Source organism: Actinopolyspora sp. BKK2, assembly GCF_011291845.1.
GTDB classification, from domain to species: domain Bacteria; phylum Actinomycetota; class Actinomycetes; order Mycobacteriales; family Pseudonocardiaceae; genus Actinopolyspora; species Actinopolyspora saharensis.
In genome coordinates this window covers 101,623-118,872 of sequence record NZ_JAANTE010000010.1, presented here as the reverse complement: position 1 = coordinate 118,872, position 17,250 = coordinate 101,623, and the positions used below count along the sequence as shown (strand labels likewise).

Annotated in this window: 15 protein-coding genes; 13 read left to right on the top strand and 2 right to left on the bottom strand. The window is 70.4% G+C overall.

What is annotated here, in order from left to right:
• Positions 1 to 78: 78 nt before the first annotated feature.
• From G9Q41_RS18705 to G9Q41_RS18685, 5 genes are all read left to right on the top strand, one after another.
• Positions 79 to 1,737, top strand: a complete 1,659-nt coding sequence (locus G9Q41_RS18705) for a BCCT family transporter (RefSeq protein ID WP_092524072.1) — start codon at positions 79 to 81, stop codon at positions 1,735 to 1,737.
• 421 nt (positions 1,738 to 2,158) lie between these two features.
• Positions 2,159 to 2,362, top strand: a complete 204-nt coding sequence (locus G9Q41_RS18700) for a hypothetical protein (protein ID WP_139186551.1) — start codon at positions 2,159 to 2,161, stop codon at positions 2,360 to 2,362.
• 425 nt (positions 2,363 to 2,787) lie between these two features.
• Positions 2,788 to 4,116, top strand: coding sequence for a M20 family metallopeptidase (locus tag G9Q41_RS18695; protein WP_242687643.1), 1,329 nt, complete (start codon positions 2,788 to 2,790; stop codon positions 4,114 to 4,116).
• Entirely contained in the window at positions 4,113 to 5,534 is a 1,422-nt protein-coding gene (locus tag G9Q41_RS18690) for a M20 family metallopeptidase (protein ID WP_165633613.1), read from the top strand. Before G9Q41_RS18695 ends, G9Q41_RS18690 begins: the two co-directional genes overlap by 4 nt.
• Positions 5,535 to 5,627: 93 nt before the next feature.
• Complete coding sequence (locus G9Q41_RS18685) at positions 5,628 to 6,275, top strand: hypothetical protein (protein ID WP_092524066.1); 648 nt, start codon at positions 5,628 to 5,630, stop codon at positions 6,273 to 6,275.
• 317 nt (positions 6,276 to 6,592) lie between these two features.
• On the opposite strand, the gene G9Q41_RS18680 is transcribed toward G9Q41_RS18685, so the two are convergent.
• A complete protein-coding gene (locus G9Q41_RS18680; protein ID WP_092524064.1) occupies positions 6,593 to 7,045 on the bottom strand; it encodes a gamma-glutamylcyclotransferase in 453 nt (150 codons plus the stop codon).
• A 375-nt stretch (positions 7,046 to 7,420) separates the two neighbouring features.
• On the opposite strand from G9Q41_RS18680, the gene G9Q41_RS18675 reads away from it, so the two are divergent.
• The 4 genes from G9Q41_RS18675 to G9Q41_RS18660 all read left to right on the top strand — a co-directional run bounded on the left by G9Q41_RS18675 (position 7,421) and on the right by G9Q41_RS18660 (position 11,035).
• A complete protein-coding gene (locus tag G9Q41_RS18675; protein ID WP_092524062.1) occupies positions 7,421 to 8,824 on the top strand; it encodes an NAD(P)H-quinone dehydrogenase in 1,404 nt (467 codons plus the stop codon).
• Between the two features lie 166 nt (positions 8,825 to 8,990).
• Positions 8,991 to 9,389 (top strand): DUF393 domain-containing protein, encoded by a 399-nt coding sequence (locus G9Q41_RS18670; protein ID WP_092524060.1) that lies wholly within the window; start codon positions 8,991 to 8,993, stop codon positions 9,387 to 9,389.
• Positions 9,390 to 9,545: 156 nt separating this feature from the next.
• Positions 9,546 to 10,070, top strand: a complete 525-nt coding sequence (locus G9Q41_RS18665; RefSeq protein ID WP_165638175.1) for a neutral zinc metallopeptidase — start codon at positions 9,546 to 9,548, stop codon at positions 10,068 to 10,070.
• A gap of 77 nt (positions 10,071 to 10,147) precedes the next feature.
• Positions 10,148 to 11,035, top strand: coding sequence for an MIP/aquaporin family protein (locus G9Q41_RS18660; RefSeq protein WP_165633615.1), 888 nt, complete (start codon positions 10,148 to 10,150; stop codon positions 11,033 to 11,035).
• Positions 11,036 to 11,101: 66 nt separating this feature from the next.
• On the opposite strand, the gene G9Q41_RS18655 is transcribed toward G9Q41_RS18660, so the two are convergent.
• The gene (locus G9Q41_RS18655) at positions 11,102 to 12,406 is read right to left on the bottom strand and encodes an aminodeoxychorismate synthase component I (protein WP_165633616.1); all 1,305 of its coding nucleotides are present in this window, start codon (positions 12,404 to 12,406) and stop codon (positions 11,102 to 11,104) included.
• An 82-nt stretch (positions 12,407 to 12,488) separates the two neighbouring features.
• Here G9Q41_RS18655 and G9Q41_RS18650 point away from each other — a divergent pair, with 82 nt between their 5' ends.
• The 4 genes from G9Q41_RS18650 (at position 12,489) to G9Q41_RS18640 (ending at position 17,246) form a co-directional block, all read left to right on the top strand.
• Positions 12,489 to 13,127 (top strand): Maf-like protein, encoded by a 639-nt coding sequence (locus G9Q41_RS18650; protein ID WP_165633617.1) that lies wholly within the window; start codon positions 12,489 to 12,491, stop codon positions 13,125 to 13,127.
• 401 nt (positions 13,128 to 13,528) lie between these two features.
• On the top strand, positions 13,529 to 13,624 hold the full coding sequence (locus G9Q41_RS22775) for a putative leader peptide (protein ID WP_347567604.1): 96 nt from the start codon (positions 13,529 to 13,531) through the stop codon (positions 13,622 to 13,624).
• 162 nt (positions 13,625 to 13,786) lie between these two features.
• Positions 13,787 to 15,187 (top strand): dicarboxylate/amino acid:cation symporter, encoded by a 1,401-nt coding sequence (locus G9Q41_RS18645; RefSeq protein ID WP_165633618.1) that lies wholly within the window; start codon positions 13,787 to 13,789, stop codon positions 15,185 to 15,187.
• 268 nt (positions 15,188 to 15,455) lie between these two features.
• Complete coding sequence (locus G9Q41_RS18640; RefSeq protein ID WP_165633619.1) at positions 15,456 to 17,246, top strand: acetyl/propionyl/methylcrotonyl-CoA carboxylase subunit alpha; 1,791 nt, start codon at positions 15,456 to 15,458, stop codon at positions 17,244 to 17,246.
• Positions 17,247 to 17,250: the final 4 nt, after the last annotated feature.

Here is a 17,250-nt window from a genome sequence, read left to right as displayed (position 1 = left end):
TCCGTTGCGATCTTTGGTTGCTTACGGCGCGGTCGGCAATTGTGCCGACACTGTGCGCTGGAAAGGTGACATACGGTAATGAAACAGTACTTGAAAGAACACACGAATCCGCCGGTCTTCCTGACCTCGGCGATCGTTGTGGTGGCTTTCGTGCTTTGGGGCGTGTTCGCTCCGGCCAATCTCAACGAGATAGCCAGCAACGTGAATAGCTTCATCACCACGAACTTCGAGTGGCTCTACATCCTCTCGGCGACCTTCTTCGTGGTCTTCGTGCTGGCTGTCATGTTCAGCCGTTTCGGCACGATACGGCTGGGTCCACCGGAATCCCGGCCCGAATACAGCAACCTCGCCTGGTTCGCGATGTTGTTCACCGCAGGCATGGGCATCGGCCTGGTGTTCTACGCGGTGAGCGAGCCCATCACGCACTTCACCGGCCCTCCGATCGGTGAGGCGGGAACCCAGGGCGCCGCCCAGCGTGCGATGAACTTCACGTTCTTCCACTGGGGCCTTCACCCGTGGGCGATCTACATCGTGCTCGGACTCGCGCTGGGCTACTTCGCCTTCCGCAAGGGTCTGCCGCTGCGCCCCTCGGCCGCCTTCTACCCGCTGATCGGCGAGTGGGTCCACCGCTGGCCCGGCTACATCGTCGACGTGCTCGCGGTGTTCGGCACGCTGTTCGGGTTGGCCACCTCGCTCGGCCTCGGCGGCAGCCAGGTCGGCGCCGGGTTGAACGCGGTCTTCGGTGTCGAGAACACCCCGATGCTGCAGATCATCGTGATCCTGGCGATCACGGCCGTGGCCGTCGTCTCGGTGATGCTCGGCATCGACAAGGGCATCCGGAACCTGTCGCTGATCAACCTGTGGTTGGCGTTCGTCCTGATGCTGTTCGTGTTCTTCTTCGGGAACTCCCTGAACCTGTTGAACATGCTCGCCAGCAACGTCGGCTACTACCTGCAGCACCTGCCGGAGCTGAGCTTCCAGACCTTCCCGAACAACGGCAACGGAACCGCGCAGAGCTGGCAGTCGAGCTGGACGCTGTTCTACTGGGGCTGGTGGATCGCCTGGTCGCCGTTCGTGGGCATGTTCATCGCCCGCATCTCCTACGGCCGCACCATCCGCAACTTCATCGGCGGCGCGCTGTTCGCCCCGGTGGGCGCTTCCTTCGTGTGGCTGAGCATCTTCGGCAACACCGCGCTGAGCAGGCTGCTGGGCAGCAACGACACCACCAGCGGTCCGCTCGCGGAGGCGGGGTCGAACAAGGCCATGTTCGTGATGCTGGACGGACTCCCGGTGCACACGATCGTGTCCACCGCGGCCTCGGTGCTGGCCATCGTCGTCATCGTGCTGTTCTTCGCGACGTCCTCGGACTCCGGTTCGCTGGTGGTCGACATCCTCACCAACGGTGGCGACCCCAACCCGAAGTGGCAGCAGCGGCTGTTCTGGGCGGTCTCGGAGGGTGTGATCGCCTGCGTGCTGCTCGGTGCCGGCGCCGTCACGGGGGCCGACGCGCTGAGCGCGCTGCAGACCGCCTCCATCGTCACCGGACTGCCGTTCGCCGTGGTCCTGATACTGCTGTGCGTCAGCATCGTCAAGGCGCTCAACCAGGAGCGCCCCAACCTGGTGGCTCCGCGGGAGCCGAGCCCGATGCCGGGGATCCGCACGAGCGCTACGCGGGTCGTGGCGAGCACCGGTGCGCGCGAGGTCGAGAGTGGCGTGAGCAAGGACGACCAGTCCTGACCTGATCGAACCGTGCACTCGTTCGTGATCGAGTGAGTGGGGCCTTCGGCAGCCGCCGGAGGCCCCACTTTTTCGCTCATTTTGCTCACCCGAAAGAGTGAGAAGTGGCAGTCTTTCTGGTCCGATTCGGGCGTTTTCGTTCTCGACTGATCACGCGTGGTGCTTGCTGTGGTCCAATGGCCACACTTGGGAGTGAGTCCGCTTGGAGGATCGATTGCCGGCTGTGCGAGGTACCCGAAGGTCCGAGGTGGGCGGTGCGCTCCACCGCGGGAACGCGGCGCGGAGGAGGCGTTCCCCTTCGCTCGGAATCCTCTTCGGACTGCTGATGGTGTGCTGCGGCCCGCTCCTGACACCGGCGGCCGGCGTGGCCGCGGTTTCTGCCTCCGACAGCGGCTCCGGCCCGTCCGCGTCCGTCGTGCGGGTGAGCTCGGCGACGGTGCGGGAGAGCTGGTCCACTTCGGCCAACAGCGGCCCCGCGGAGGAGCCGGCCGGGGAATCCTCGCCCGGGCAGAACCGCAGATACGTCATCGGGGCCCTCGGCGTGGGGCTGATACTGCTCGTGCTGCTGGTCCGCCGCAGGAGGGGGAAGGCGTCCATCGTGCTGCGCTGGCGCAAGCGAAGCTGACCGGATCTGGAGTGCGCGGGACGGCCCGATCGGGGTCGCGCGGACTTCTTGCGGTCACTTAACGGAACTCGCGGTCTGTTTTACGTGAATTTTCCGTCACTTGGACTAGACCTGAGAAAAAACCTGTGGGAGCTTCACAGTCGACGGATTGCGTGGTGGCCCGCGGACGGCAAGGAGTCCGCCGGTCACTGTTCGCCTCCGGGCCGATGCCCGGAGCTGTGGGTCGGCACCGGGAAGCCCCCCGACCGGTGCCGATCCACCCGGTCTCCCCCTCAGCTTCCGCTCGACGGAACCGCCCGGCGTAGTCGCGGGGTTCGGTCGCTCTGAAATTCCCGGCCCGTTCGGCGCGCGAATCGCACCGGTGAGCTATCCGGACGTCTCGTGCGGCAGCTGCGCACGCTCTCGTGTTGCAGGATGGACGGCAAATGAGTACCGATTCCTCGCGACCCCGTGAATCCTCCCGTGAATCCGGTGGCGGCGACCACCGCAACGTCGCGGGATCCGCGGAACCGGCCGGGGCGGAGTCCCGTCCGGTCCGCGCGCAGGACTGGCGCGCCGCCGTGGAACACCGTCGGGAAGAACTGATCGAGCTCTCCCACGACCTCCACGCGAATCCGGAGATCAGCCTCCGGGAGCACCGCAGCGCTGCCCGGCTCGCCGAACTGCTCGCCGAACGCGGTTTCACGGTCGAGCGGCCGGTGGCCGGGCTGGCGACGGCCTTCACGGCCGAGTACGGCTCGGGGGAGTTCGTCGTGGGGCTGTGCGCCGAGTACGACGCGCTGCCCGAGGTCGGACACGCCTGCGGGCACAACATCATCGCCGCGGCGGCGGTCGGAGCGGCGCTGGCGCTGGCCGGGCAGGCCGCTGAACTGGGGATCACGGTGCGCGTGCTCGGTACTCCGGCGGAGGAGACGGGCGGTGGCAAGATCACCATGCTCGAGGCCGGGCTGTTCGATCGGGTGGCCGCCGCCCTGATGGTCCACCCCGGTCCGGCGGAGGCCTGCGCCCCGCGTTCGCTGGCGATCACGGATCTGCGGGTGTGCTACACCGGCCGTGCTGCTCACGCGGCGGCGGCCCCGGAGCTCGGCGTCAACGCGGCCGACGCCGTCACGGTGGCCCAGGTGGCCATCGGGTTGCGGCGGCAGCACCTCGAGCCGGAGCAGATGGTGCACGGGATCGTGACCTCCGGGGGAGCGGCTCCGAACATCGTCCCCGAGCGGGCCGTGGCCGAGTACAACCTGCGGGCGGCGGACCCGGCTGCCCTCGAACGACTGGAACAGGGGATCAGGGCCTGCTTCGAGGCGGGGGCCACCGCCACGGGGTGCTCCGTGGAAGTCGTCCGGCTCTCCCCGGTCTACACCGAGCTGAACCCCGACGAGTGGCTGGCGGAGACCTACCGCTCCGCGGTGACCGAGCTCGGTCGTGCTCCGCTGACGCGGGCCGCGGAGCGCCGTGACGTCATCGGAAGCACGGACATGGGCAACGTCAGCAGGTGGATCCCCTCCGCGCATCCGATGATCGCACTGGAGTGCGGGGAAGCGGTCAATCATCAGGCGGAGTTCGCGGCGGCCTGCATCACCGACTCGGCGGACCGGGCCGTGCTCGACGGAGCCGCCGCGCTGGCGTGCACCGCGGCCGAGGCCGCGCTCGACCCCGAGCAGCGCGAACGCCTGCTCTCCGCCGTCGAAGAACGAAATCCCTCCGAGGTTCGACAGACGTCGAACAGACTCTCCGATTCGGGAGGCGTGGTGTGACCGCGTTGGATTCTCGTGGACCGAACACCCATGGTGGCAACTCCGTGATCGACACGGCCGGTCCGGCGGCCGACCCGCTCGAGGAACGGGCCGAGGACCAGGAGCCACCCACGGGCGTGACCGGGGAGGACGAGCCCGGTGATCCCCCGCGGCCGGGGAGGAACTCGTCCACCGGGCCGGAATCGGCTCGGCAGGAGACCATGGGCAATGTGCGCTCCGGGGTGACCGATCTCGGTGAGGGACGGGGGCCGGGCTGGCTGGACGAGTGGCTGGCGGCCAACTCCGAACGCGTCGTGGCCTGGCGCAGGCAGCTGCACGCCGAGCCCGAGCTCTCGCGCGACGAGCACCGCACGACCAGCTGGTTGGCCGAGCGGCTCACCGAGCTCGGGCTGCGACCGCGGATCCTGCCCGTGGGGACGGGGCTGATCTGCGACCTGGTCGGCGAGTCGTCCAGCGCCCGCACGATCGCGCTGCGGGCCGACATCGACGCGCTGCCGCTGACCGAGGCGACCGGGGCGCCGTTCGCCTCGAACGCGCAGGGGGTGGCGCACTGCTGCGGGCACGACGCCCACACCGCCGTGCTGCTGGGGACGGCCACGGCTCTGGCCTCGGCACCCCGGTTGCCCGGCCGGGTGCGGTTGATCTTCCAGCCAGCCGAGGAGGTCATGCCCGGCGGAGCTCTCGACGTGCTCGCGGCGGGAGGACTGGACGGTGTCGACCGGATCTTCGGCCTGCACTGCGACCCGCGGCTGCCCGTCGGCACGGTCGGCACCAGGATAGGTGCGCTGACCTCGGCCAGTGACCTGCTCGAGGTCCGGTTGAACTCCCAGGGCGGGCACACCTCCCGGCCGCACCTGACCGGGGATCTCGTGTACGCGCTCGGGGCGCTGATCACCGGGCTGCCCGCGCTGCTCTCCCGGCGCGTGGACCCGCGTACCGGGACGGTGCTGGCCTGGGGCGCCGTCCGATCGGGCGAGGCTGCCAACGCCATCCCCCAGGAGGGGACCCTGCGGGGGACGCTGCGCACCGGGGACCGGGACACCTGGGCCGAGCTGGGTCCGCTGGTTCGCGAACTGGTCCAGGGGCTGCTGGACCCGCTGGGGGTCGGGTTCGACCTGCAGCACCGCCGCGGTGTCCCTCCGGTGGTCAACGACTCCGAGAGCACGCGGCTGATGCGGGCCGCCGTGGGCGAGGCCCTCGGGGAGCAGGCTCAGAGCGGGACTCCGCAGTCCTCGGGCGGCGAGGACTTCGGCTGGTACCTGGAACACGCGCCGGGCTCGTTCGCGCGGCTCGGGGTGGCGGGTCCGGACACGCCGAGCACGGATCTGCACCAGCCGAACTTCGAGCTGGACGAGCGCGCGTTGCTCGTCGGGGTGCGCACCATGGTGCACACGGCGCTGGCCGCGCTGCGAGAGTAGCCCTGCGGGAGTAGCCCTGCGGGAATGGTGCGGCTGCACTCGTCTCACCCGTTCGGGATGTATCAACGCGGGCTCCGCGCCCCTCTTACGGGTATGAGCGAACGAATCGGACGAGTCCGCCAGCTGTCCCGCGGTCCCGGCGATCCCGGTGAAGCGGTTCCGACCGCGTCGACGGTCCGGCAGGCCCGCGACCGGCTGGGTGGCCGGGACCGGCTGCTGGCCGCCTTGGAATCGGGCTCCCTGGTCCAGCTGTGGTCGGGTGTGGTCGTTCCGGCCGAGCTGGCGCACGATCCGGTCACCAGGGCGGAGGCGGCGCTGCTGCGGGCCGGTTCGGGGGCGGTGCTTTCGGGGACGACGGCGCTGGCCATGCACGGCTGCCGGGCCGCGGACTCGCGGACCACCCACGTGACCGTCCCTTACCACAGGCAGCTGCGCCGCGAGTCCGGACTGGTGGTCCGGCAGGGCAGGGTGCGCGAGCGGGAGGTGGTGGAACTCGACGGGCTGCGCGCGCAGGTTCTCGACGTGGCGCTGACCGAGGTGCTGTGCACGGCGGAGGAGCAGTTGGCCGTGGCCTGTCTGCGGCAGGCCACGGCCCTGCCCGACGTGGAGCTGGGCCGCGGACTGTGGGCCATGGTCGAGCAGCGGCTCGTCCGCAGGAGCGATCGCCGCGGAACGCGGCGGGCGCGCTCCCTCCTGGAGGCGGTGCGCGCCCCCGGCCGAGTCACGTCCCTGCCCGCTTGACGGGGTTTCGCGGTTCCGGTTCGCGCACTGCCCTGGCACTGGGAGAGGCTGATGGTTATGCGCAGCGTGTTTTGGTTCGCTGTGCATCAGATGTATGCGCACTGCGCTCCGCTTGGACGATGACGTGCTCGCCGCGGTCCAGGAGCGGGCTCGTCGGGGAAACGTTCGGCCGGGCAGGTGCTGTCGGAACTCGCCCGTCAGGCACTCACCCGGTCGGGGCGTCCGAGCGAGACACGGGGGCTCCCCATCACGGTTTCCGTGTCGTGCGGAGGTGGTCAGCCTGCCTGGGGCGCCGCTGGACCGACCGGCGGGAGTGGTCAGGGACCCACGTTGGTGCAGGGCTTTTTGCGCAGTTCGGCCACGTAGTCCTCGGGAGCTCCGGCGGATTCGGCGGCGTCGGCGATCAGCCCGAGATAACGCGCGGAGGGCAGACCGCCCTCGTAGGCGTCCAGCACGTACAACCAGGCGATGGTGGGGCCGTCGAGGGTGTGGATGCGCAGCCGCAGCTTCTTGTGCAGGCCGAGCTCCGAGCCCTCCCAGCGGTCCAGTGCCGTCTCGTCGTCCGGGCTGACGTCGTAGAGCACGGTGAACACGTGCGAGCCGGGCTCCTCGACGACCGTGGCGAGCGAGCCCTCCCAGCCCAGGTCCTCACCACCGAAGGTGAGCCGCCAGTCCATCAACCATCCGGTCCCCGCGACGGGCGAGTGCGGGGCGCGTTCGAGCATTTGAGCCGGGTCCATGTTGGATCCGTAGGCGGCGTATAGCGGCACGAATCACAGGGTAACGACCTGGGGAGCCGTTGTCCCTCCCCGCGACGTGTGGGGATCGGAGGTAGCCGTGGTGTGCGGACTCGCTCCTCGGAACCGGTGGCGCGGTTCGCCCGCTCGGCCGCGTACCGTTGAGCCGGTGGGTGCGAGCCCGAAGGTGAAGGGGTGTGTTAATGGTCTACACCTTGCTTCGGGGCGGTGTGTCCCGCGACCGGGCGACAAGAACGCCGCGGGGCGGGGGAGGTCGGTGCCGCCGCAGCACGTCTCGAGCGTGGACGGCGCGGAACCGAAGAGCGTGATCAGCTGCCGTGCCGCTGTCAGCGGTCGCCCAGCCACCACCTGACCGAACTCCCGGACGGATCCTAGGAGGAGAGCGAAGTGACCCGCATCGTAATCATGGGAGGCGGACCGGCTGGATACGAGGCCGCCCTCGTGGCAGCGCAGAACGGGGCGGACGTCACGCTGGTCGAGGCGGAGGGTCTGGGCGGGGCATGCGTGCTCTACGACTGCGTTCCGTCGAAGACCTTCATAGCCTCCGGCGGTGCGCGCTCCTCCATCCGCGACGTCCAGGAACTGGGAATCCGGGTCAAGGAGGGCTCCACCGAGGTGGACACGGGCGTGGTGCACGGCCGTGTCAAGGGGCTGGCCCTGGCGCAGTCGGCGGACATACGCTCCAGGGTCCACCGCGAGGGAGTTCGGATCCTGGGCGGGCGCGCCCGTTTCGTCGACGAGACCCCCGGGCTGGCCCAGCACCGCATCCGGGTGGATCTCAGCGACGGCGGTCAGGAGGAGCTGGTCGCCGATTCCGTGCTGATCTCCACCGGTGCCACTCCGCGCATCCTCCCCGGGGCTCAGCCGGACGGCGAACGCATCCTGACCTGGCGTCAGCTCTACGACCTGCCGGAGTTGCCCGAGCACCTCGCCGTGGTCGGCTCGGGAGTGACCGGTGTCGAGTTCGCCTCGGCCTACGCCGAGATGGGGGTCAAGGTCACCCTGGTCTCCAGCCGGGACCGGGTGCTGCCGCACGAGGACGCCGACGCGGCCGCCGTGCTGGAGGAGGTCTTCTCCGAACGCGGTGCCAGCGTGGTCAAGCACGCCAGGGCCGACCGGATCGACCGGACCGACTCGGGGGTGTTGATCCACCTGAACGACGGACGGCAGATCGAGGCCAGCCACGCCCTGATGACCGTGGGGTCCGTGCCGAACACCTCGGACATCGGGCTGGATCGCATCGGCGTGGAGGTCGACCGCGGCGGCTACATCCCGGTGGACCGGGTCTCGCGGACCAGCGCGACCGGGGTTTACGCCGCGGGGGACTGCACCGGTGTGCTGCTGCTGGCCTCGGTGGCCGCGATGCAGGGGCGGATCGCCATGTGGCACGCCCTGGGCGAGGGGGTCACCCCGATCAAGCTCAAGACGGTCGCGGCCAACGTGTTCACACACCCGGAGATCGCCACGGTCGGCATCAGCCAGCAGTCCATCGAGTCCGGCGAGGTTCCGGCGCGGAGCGTCGTACTGCCCCTCTCCGGGAACCCGCGCGCGAAGATGGAGGGGGTCCGACGGGGCTTCCTCAAGGTGTTCTGCCGTCCCGCGACCGGTGTCGTGGTCGGCGGCGTCGTGGTCGCGCCGAACGCGAGCGAGCTGATCCTGCCGCTGGCGCTGTCCGTGCAGAACCAGGTGACGGTGGAGGACCTGGCGAACACCTTCTCGGTGTACCCGGCCCTGTCCGGTTCGCTGACCGAAGCGGGCAGGCAGCTGATGCGGCACGACGACCTCGACTGAGCGCGCTCGGGAACCGACCGGGTTCGGGACTGCGCGGTGCGGGCGGCGCGGGCGGTGAACGTCGGGAACGCACCCCCGGCCGCCCGCTCCTCCGGAGAGCTCCGGGCACGCGCCGAGCCGACCGGGCGAGCTGTGCGACCGGAAGCTCCGCGTGCACAGTGAACCCATGAGCGAATCCTGCGTGCTCGTCTACGACGGTGATTGCGGGTTCTGCACCCGCAGCGTCCGCCTGGCCGAACGTCTGCCCGTCCGCGTGCGCGTGGTGCCCTGGCAGGAGGCGGACCTGGCCCGCCTCGGTGCTTCCGAGCAGCGGGCGCGGCGCGAGGTGCTGTTCGTGGAACGCGCGGGTGGCCGGGTGCACGGCGGGGCGGCGGCCGTGGCCGCGCTGCTGCGGAACTGCGCGGGTCCCTGGCGATTCGTGGGCGGGTTTCTCGCGGCCCCCGGAGTGCGCTCCTGCGCGGAGGCGGTCTACCGCGCGGTCGCCCGGAACAGGCACCGGTTTCCCGGCGAGACCCCGGCGTGCAGCCTGCCTCCCGAGCAGCGTCCCGGAGGGAACACCTCGTGATCCGGTTGCTTCGTGGTTACGGTGCGAGGAGTGCTCGACGACGCGGGCATGGAGCACGGGATCCCCGAGATCAGTTTGGGCTCCCGGGCCGGCGAGTGCGCAACAGAGTAAGAGGAGGTCCGGCCGACGGTCTTCCACTGCGAGGGCACCATCCACATGCCCCGGCAGTGGGTGCTGTCCGATCTCGGCGTGAACGAGGAATCCCACCTGGTGCTGCTGGCGCACGAGTACGGGCACCACGTGCAGCGCCTCTCCGGGATTCTGCGGGCCTCCGCGGAGCGCGCCGACGAGTCGGCGGAGTCCTCCCCGGCATCCCTGCGGGTGACCCGCAGGAAGGAGCTGCAGGCCGAGTGCTTCGCCGGGATGTTCGTGGCCCGCGCCGTCGAGGACGGGCTGCTGGATCGCCGGAGGGGTGTGCGCCTCGTCGAGACCCCGGGAAGCGCGAAGATGGCCGACACCCACGGTTCTCCCGCGAATCAGCGCCGGTGGAGGAAGGCCGGGTTCCGGGAGGGGAGCACGAGCGCCTGCGCCACGTGGACGGCCTCGAACGACGCGGTTCGGCGAGCCCGCGCGCACCCCACCCGTCCGGCCGGGCCCGGCCGCTTCGGCCCGCCTGCGCGGGCGTGTCGCCTCCCCGGCGACACCCGGCGTCGTCGGTTACTCTTTGTCCGGAACCAGTGACTTTCCGCGCGCGGCGCCGTGGAGCGGCCGAGCGGCGGCGGAGCGGATCGCGCACGATGTCGGGGCGAGGAGGGGCGATGCCCGAAGGCGCGGCACCCGGACGTGCCCACTGGCGCTACCGCAGGGGACTGGGCGGAGAGCTCCTCGCGGAAGTGCTCGGGACCTTCGTGCTGATTCTGCTCGGATGCGGATCCGTGGCAGTCGCCCTGGCCGCGCTTCCCGAGTCCGGGCGGCAGACGGCGGAGTTCGGCGCGGCCAACTGGCTGATCATCATCTGGGGGTGGGGGTTCGGCGTCGTGTTCGGCGTCTACACGGCCGGAGGGGCCAGCGGCGCCCACATCAACCCCGCCGTGACCCTGGCCTTCGCGGTGCGCAGGGCCTTCCCCCTGCACAAGGTGGTGCCGTACTGGTTCGCCCAGGTGGTCGGGGCCTTCCTCGCGGCCGCGCTCGTCCACGCGGTCTACGCCCCCGCCATCGACGCCTACAACGCCTCGGAGGGGATCACCCGGGCGGAGTCGCTGGACACGTTCTCGATCTTCGCCACCTTCCCCGCCGAGTACTTCGGAGGGGGCTGGTGGGGGCCGCTGCTGGACCAGGTGGTCGGAACGGCGATTCTGGTGGGGCTGATCTGCGCCCTGCTCGACAAGCGCAACATGGCTCCCGGAGTGAACCTCGCGCCCTTCCTGATCGGGATGGTCGTCACCGTGGTCGGGCTGACCTTCGGCCCGAACGCGGGTTACGCGATCAACCCGGCGCGCGACTTCGGGCCCCGGCTGTGGACCTACCTTGCCGGCTGGGGGGACATCGCGCTGCCCGGAAGCTACGAGTGGTTCTCGTGGTACTTCTGGATCCCGATAGTGGGCCCGCTGATCGGGGGTGTGCTCGGCGCGCTCGTCTACGACCTGTTCATCGGCCAGGTGCTCGCGGTCCGGGACGCGCCGGAGTCCGGCCGGGTGCCCGAGTGACCCCGCGGGGCGCGGCCGGTGTCGATCCGCGAAGTTCCGCAGCACCCTTCCCGGCGGGGTCCTCGATCAGCTCGCCCGCCCGAGCAGGGACAGCAGCGGAGCGGCCTTGGTCAGGCACTCCTGCCACTCGGACTCCGCCTCGGAGTCGGCCGTGATGCCCCCGCCCACCCCGAAGGCGACCCGCCCCGCCGCGTACTCCACGGTGCGGATGGCCACGTTGAGCTCTGTTCCGGCGACGGGGGAGGACATTCCCACGGCTCCGCAGTAGACCTCGCGGGGCTCGGCCTCCAGCGCGGCGATGATCTCCAGCGCCCGCGCCTTCGGAGCTCCGGTGACCGAGGCGGGAGGGAACGTCGCCGCCAGCAGCTCGGCGTTCGAGGTGCCGACGGGCAGCTCCGCGCGGACCTCCGAGACGAGGTGCCAGACTCCGGGGTGGGGCTGCACCCGCAGGAGCCGGGGGGTGGTCACACCGCCGGTGTCGGCCACCCGCCCCAGGTCGTTGCGGGCCATATCGACGATCATCACGTTCTCCGCGATGTCCTTGAGCGACTCGCGCAGCACCTGCGCGTTGTGGTCGTCCTGCGGCCCACGCCGAGGGGTGGTCCCCTTGATGGGGCTGCTGTGGACCACATCGCCGTGGCGCGCCAGGAACAACTCGGGGGACAGCGAGGCCACGACCCCCCAGTCCCCGGAGAGGTAGGCGGCCCGCGCGGGGCGGAAGCGGGAACTTCCCGCGGCGAACAGCTCCAGTGGACTGCCCTCGAAGGGGAGGCTGAAGCGGCTGCACACGTTGGCCTGGAAGATCTCGCCCGCGGCTATCTCCTCCACGCAGCGCCGCACCGCCTTGCGGTGCAGCGCCGCGTCCGGAGCGTCGATCGGACCGGCGGCCGGGGCGGACCCGGGCGGCTCCGCGGCGGCGCTGCGCACCAGCTCGGCCAGCTCCGCGCCGAGCTCGCGGGGTTCCTGCCGGGCCAGGGCCTCGAACCACCACTGCCCAGCGGAGTCCAGGCGGAGCACGTGGTCGGCCCAGCCCCAGGCGGTGGCGGGCAGCCGTCGACGTGGCAGGCGCTCCGCGTCCGCCGGGTCGGTCAGGCCGTACCCCAGGTAGCCGAACCAGCCGCCGCCGACGGCCCCGTCCGGCGCTGCGGGGTCCGTGCTCACTGCTGGGTGGTCGTCGAGCTGTTCGAAAGCCGCCTCGGAGGCGCGGCGCTCGACCCGCACGGACGGAGCCAGCACGGCCCCGCCGCCGAACCAGTCCCCGGTCAGCGCGGCGGGGGAGGCGAGCCCGTGGCGGCGTGCCCGTCGGTCGAGGGCGCGCAGCACGTCGGTGGCAGCGGCGTCCCCCTCGACGGGCCGGATGAACAGTCGCACACCGCCAGTATGCAGCCGCGGGGAGGTGCTCCCACCCACTCACCCGATCCGAGTAACTTCGCTCACCGCTACAGTCGTGGACGTGCGTTTCGTGCTCGCTTCCGCGTCCCCCGCCCGTCAGTCCGTGCTGCGCGCAGCCGGGATCGAACCGGTGGTCCGGGTTTCCGGGGTGGATGAGGACGCCGTGCGGACCTCGCTGACGGACCCGGCTCCGGACGAGCTGGTCACCGCGCTGGCCACGGCCAAGGCCGAGGCCGTCGTCGAGCAGGTGGCCGCCGAGTTCGCGGAGGCCGTGGTCGTCGGCTGCGACTCGATGCTGTGGACCGGCGGGCCCGACGGACACCAGCTGGTCGGCAAGCCCCCCACCCCGGAGGAGGCCGCGCGCCGCTGGTCGTGGATGGCGGGCGGAACCGGGGAGCTGCTCACCGGGCACGCGGTGCTGCGGGTGAGCAACGGCGGCGTCGTCGCCCGCAGCAGTGATCACCTCTCCACGACCGTGCGCTTCGGCGAGCCCTCCGATCAGGAGCTGGACAGCTACATCGCCACCGGCGAGCCGCTGCGGGTGGCCGGCGGGTTCACGTTGGACGGCCTCGGGGGCTGGTTCGTTACCGGAGTGGACGGCGATCCCTCCAGCGTGATCGGGATTAGCCTCCCGCTCACCCGCGACCTGCTGGCCCAGGTTGGGGTCGGGGTGGTTTCGATGTGGGAGCACGCGAGCTAGCGGGGCGTGCCCCGTGACGGAGCTCTGCGCGGGTGGCCGGGTAGTCGGTGTCGTTTCCCCGGTGGTCGGGGATGCGCGGTTTCGCGGGCGGGGTCATGGGGTCGGCCGGGTGTGCTGCGGGTGGCGTGGTCCGGTGTTGGTCGCCGTGTCGGGGCGGGATGGCCGCTCCCCTCCGGCTGAGCAGGGGACGGCGGCGGTGCAGCTACTTTCGGTCGAACCGGCCGCGGTCGGTGCTGGGTCGTTCCCGGCGGAGGCCGCGCGGACGGAGCTGTGCCGCTTGCCCGTCGAGGGAGCTCGCCCCCGCGGACGGATTCGCGGGGATAACCACGAGAAGTGAAGCTGTTCACATGTTTCTCGGGTTCGGAACAAAGATCCCCGCGGATCTGTTGATGCTCAGCGCGATGACAGCCCGAAGTGACCGGGGCACCGCCCGGTACCTCACGCAACGCCTGCACGTCGACCTGCGACGGCAGGCCAGCTGTATTTGTCGCCGGTGAATTACCGGGACAGGTAGAGTCCGCCGACCGGAGGCGTGCTGCTTCCGGCGCAGGATCCAGCGGACTCCCGTCACCCGGACCGAATCCGCGTACTCGCATTCCCCGCAAATCGGGGCGCGTGCCAGCGTGCCCCGACGAAACCGTGTTTTCCGGGAGACAACAGTGTCCGAGACACAGGCCGAATCACCACGCCGACGCCCGTCCCTCTTACGTTTTAACCCGAAAGTGTTCGCAGTGGCGGTCCTCGCCTCGTTGCTGCTCGGTGCCCTCCTGGGGTGGCTGGCCGACTCCACCGGCGCGGGATGGCTGGTCACGACGTTGGACACCATCGGATCCACGTTCACCAAGCTGCTCACCTTCACGGTGCTGCCGCTGATCTTCACCGCCATAGTGCTCGGCATCACCAGCCTGCGCTCCATGGGCGGCGGGCGCGCCGCGGCCAGGCTCGGCGGCAAGACCGCCATGTGGTTCGCGATCACCTCGCTGATCTCCGTGCTGATCGGCATCGGGGTGGCCGGGGTGCTGCGGCCGGGTCAGGGGGTCGATATCAGCCCGGACCAGCAGCGCGTGAACGACGTGAACGAGATGAGCTCGGGAACGTGGCTGGACCTCATCCAGGGGCTGGTGCCCGAGCACCTGGTCGGCGCCTTCGCCGAGGGCGAGACGCTGCAGGTCGTGTTCGTCTCCCTGCTGGTCGGTGCTGCCGCCTACAGCCTGGGGGACAAGGCCAAGCCCTTCGTCGAGTTCAACCAGGCGGTCTTCGAGATCATCCAGCGGGTGCTGGGGTGGATCATCCGCCTCGCCCCGCTCGGCACGCTCGGGCTGATCGGCAACGCGGTGGCGACCTACGGCAACGAGTTCTTCGCTCCGCTGCTCAAGCTCACCGGAGCCACCTACCTGGGGTGCGCCCTGGTGCTGTTCGGGGTCTACCCGCTGCTGCTGTGGTTCGTGGCCAGGGTTAGCCCGGTGAAGTTCTTCGGCAAGGCCTGGACGGTGCTGCAGTTCGCCTTCGTCTCCCGCTCCTCGGGAGCCAGCCTGCCGCTGAGCCGTCAGGCCGCGGTCAACCTCGGCGTGGATCGCTCCTACGCGAGCTTCGCCGTCCCGCTCGCGACCACGACGAAGATGGACGGCTGCGCGGCCGTCTACCCGGCTGTCGGTTCGATCTTCATCGCCAACCTGTTCGGCTTCGAGATGGGGATCGCCCAGTACCTGACGATCGTGGCGGTGGCGGTGTTCGGCGCGATCGCCACGGCAGGGGTCACCGGCTGGTTCACCATGCTGACCCTCACCGTGGGTGCGCTGGACTTCCCTCCGGCCATGATCGCCACCGGCATCGCTGTCGCGTACGCGGTCGACCCGATCATGGACATGATGCGCACGATGACCAACGTGGCCGGGCAGATCGCGGTGCCCACGGTGGTCGCCCGCGGCGAGGGGATACTGGACGACGAGGTGCTGAAGGCTCCCAGCTCGCCGCTGCTGATCAACGGTGACGAGGAGGCGGACCAGCCGGAGGAGCGCCGGGACGCCTCGGAGGAGGAGCCCGCCCTGGCGAAGGCCTGATCCCGGGGCCGCCGGAGAACCAGCAGCGGCACGACCGCCCCGGTCACGCGAGAGCGTGCCGCGGGCGGAGCCGACCGCGCCGGTGGACGGCGGGGCTCCCGCGAAGCCACGCCGGGAGCCCCGCCGTCCACGCGAACCGATACGACGAAGTTCCAGCAGCGGTTCGACCGGGGAAGTCGAGAGGGATTCACGACGACCACCTGCCCGGGTGCACTCGCGAGCTCCTAGACTCTCTACCGGTCCACGCTGTCGTGACAGGAGGTACGGGGTGCCCGAGCAGGACTCGACCACGCAGAACCAGTTGCGCAAGGTACTGATAGCGAATCGTGGGGAGATCGCGGTTCGCGTGGTGCGGGCGTGCGCCGATGCGGGGATCGCGAGCGTGGCGGTGTACGCCGAACCGGACGCGCAGGCCCCGTTCGTCCGCCTGGCCGACGAGGCGTTCGCGCTGGGGGGAACCACGGCGGCGGACAGCTACCTCGACATCGGCAAGGTGATCGAGGCGGCCCGGCGCAGCGGAGCGGACGCGGTGCATCCCGGTTACGGCTTCCTGTCCGAGAACGCCGACTTCGCGCAGGCCGTGCTCGACGCGGGGCTGGTGTGGATCGGCCCCACGCCGCGAGCCATCCGCGAGCTCGGGGACAAGGTCACCGCCAGGCATATCGCCACCAAGGCGGGAGCTCCGCTGGTTCCCGGCACGCAGGACCCGGTGTCCGGCTCGGACGAGGTCGTGGAGTTCGCGAAGGAGCACGGGCTGCCCGTGGCGGTCAAGGCCGCGTTCGGCGGTGGTGGCCGTGGTCTGAAGGTCGCCCGCACCATGGAGGAGATCCCGGAGCTGTACGACTCGGCCGTCCGGGAGGCCGAGGGAGCCTTCGGGCGGGGCGAGTGCTTCGTGGAGCGCTATCTGGACCGGCCGCGCCACGTGGAGGCCCAGGTGCTGGCCGACCAGCACGGCACCGTGATCGTGGTCGGGACCAGGGACTGCTCGCTGCAGCGGCGGCACCAGAAGCTGGTCGAGGAGGCCCCCGCGCCGTTCCTGTCCGACGAGCAGCGCGCCCGGATCCACGAGGCGGCCAGGGCGATCTGCTCCGAGGCCGGATATCACGGTGCCGGCACGGTGGAGTTCCTGGTCGGTTCGGACGGGACGATCTCCTTCCTCGAGGTCAACACGCGGTTGCAGGTCGAGCACCCGGTCTCGGAGGAGACCGCAGGCATCGACCTGGTGCGTCAGCAGTTCCTCATCGCGGAGGGCAAGCCGCTGGAGATCACCTCCGATCCGGAGCCGCGCGGTCACTCGATCGAGTTCCGCATCAACGGTGAGGACGCGGGGCGCAACTTCCTGCCCACACCGGGCGCCGTCACCCGTTTCGTTCCCCCGGAGGGCCCCGGTGTCCGCGTCGACGCGGGTGTGGAGACCGACAGCGTCATCGGTGGTCAGTTCGACTCGCTGCTGGCCAAGGTCATCGTGACCGGTGCCGACCGCTCCGAGGCCCTGCAGCGCTCCCGCCGCGCCCTCGACGAGATGACCGTGGAGGGCATCGCCACGGTGCTGCCGTTCCACAGGGTGGTGCTGCGCGACCCGGCTTTCACCGGTGCCGACGGCTTCACCGTGCACACGCGCTGGATCGAGACCGAGTTCGACAACAACATCGAACCGCACACCGGCGGGGCCGCCCCCGCGGAGGAGGAGCAGCGGCAGCGCTTCACCGTGGAGGTCGGCGGCAGGCGCCTGGAGGTCTCCCTGCCCGCCTCGTTCGCCGTTTCCGCGGGTGGTCCGGACAGCTCGGGTGGTTCCCCGAAGCCGCGCAAGCGGCGCGCCACGGGCGGTGGTGCCGCCCCGTCGGGTGACGCCGTCACGGCTCCGATGCAGGGCACGGTGGTCACCGTCGCGGTGGAGGACGGCCAGCAGGTCGAAGCCGGGGAGAAAATCCTGGTGTTGGAGGCCATGAAGATGGAGAATCCGGTTACCGCCCACAAGAGCGGGACCGTCACCGGGTTGAAGGCGCAGCCGGGTGATTCCATAAGCCAGGAAACGACCCTCTGCGAGATCAAGGACTAGCTTT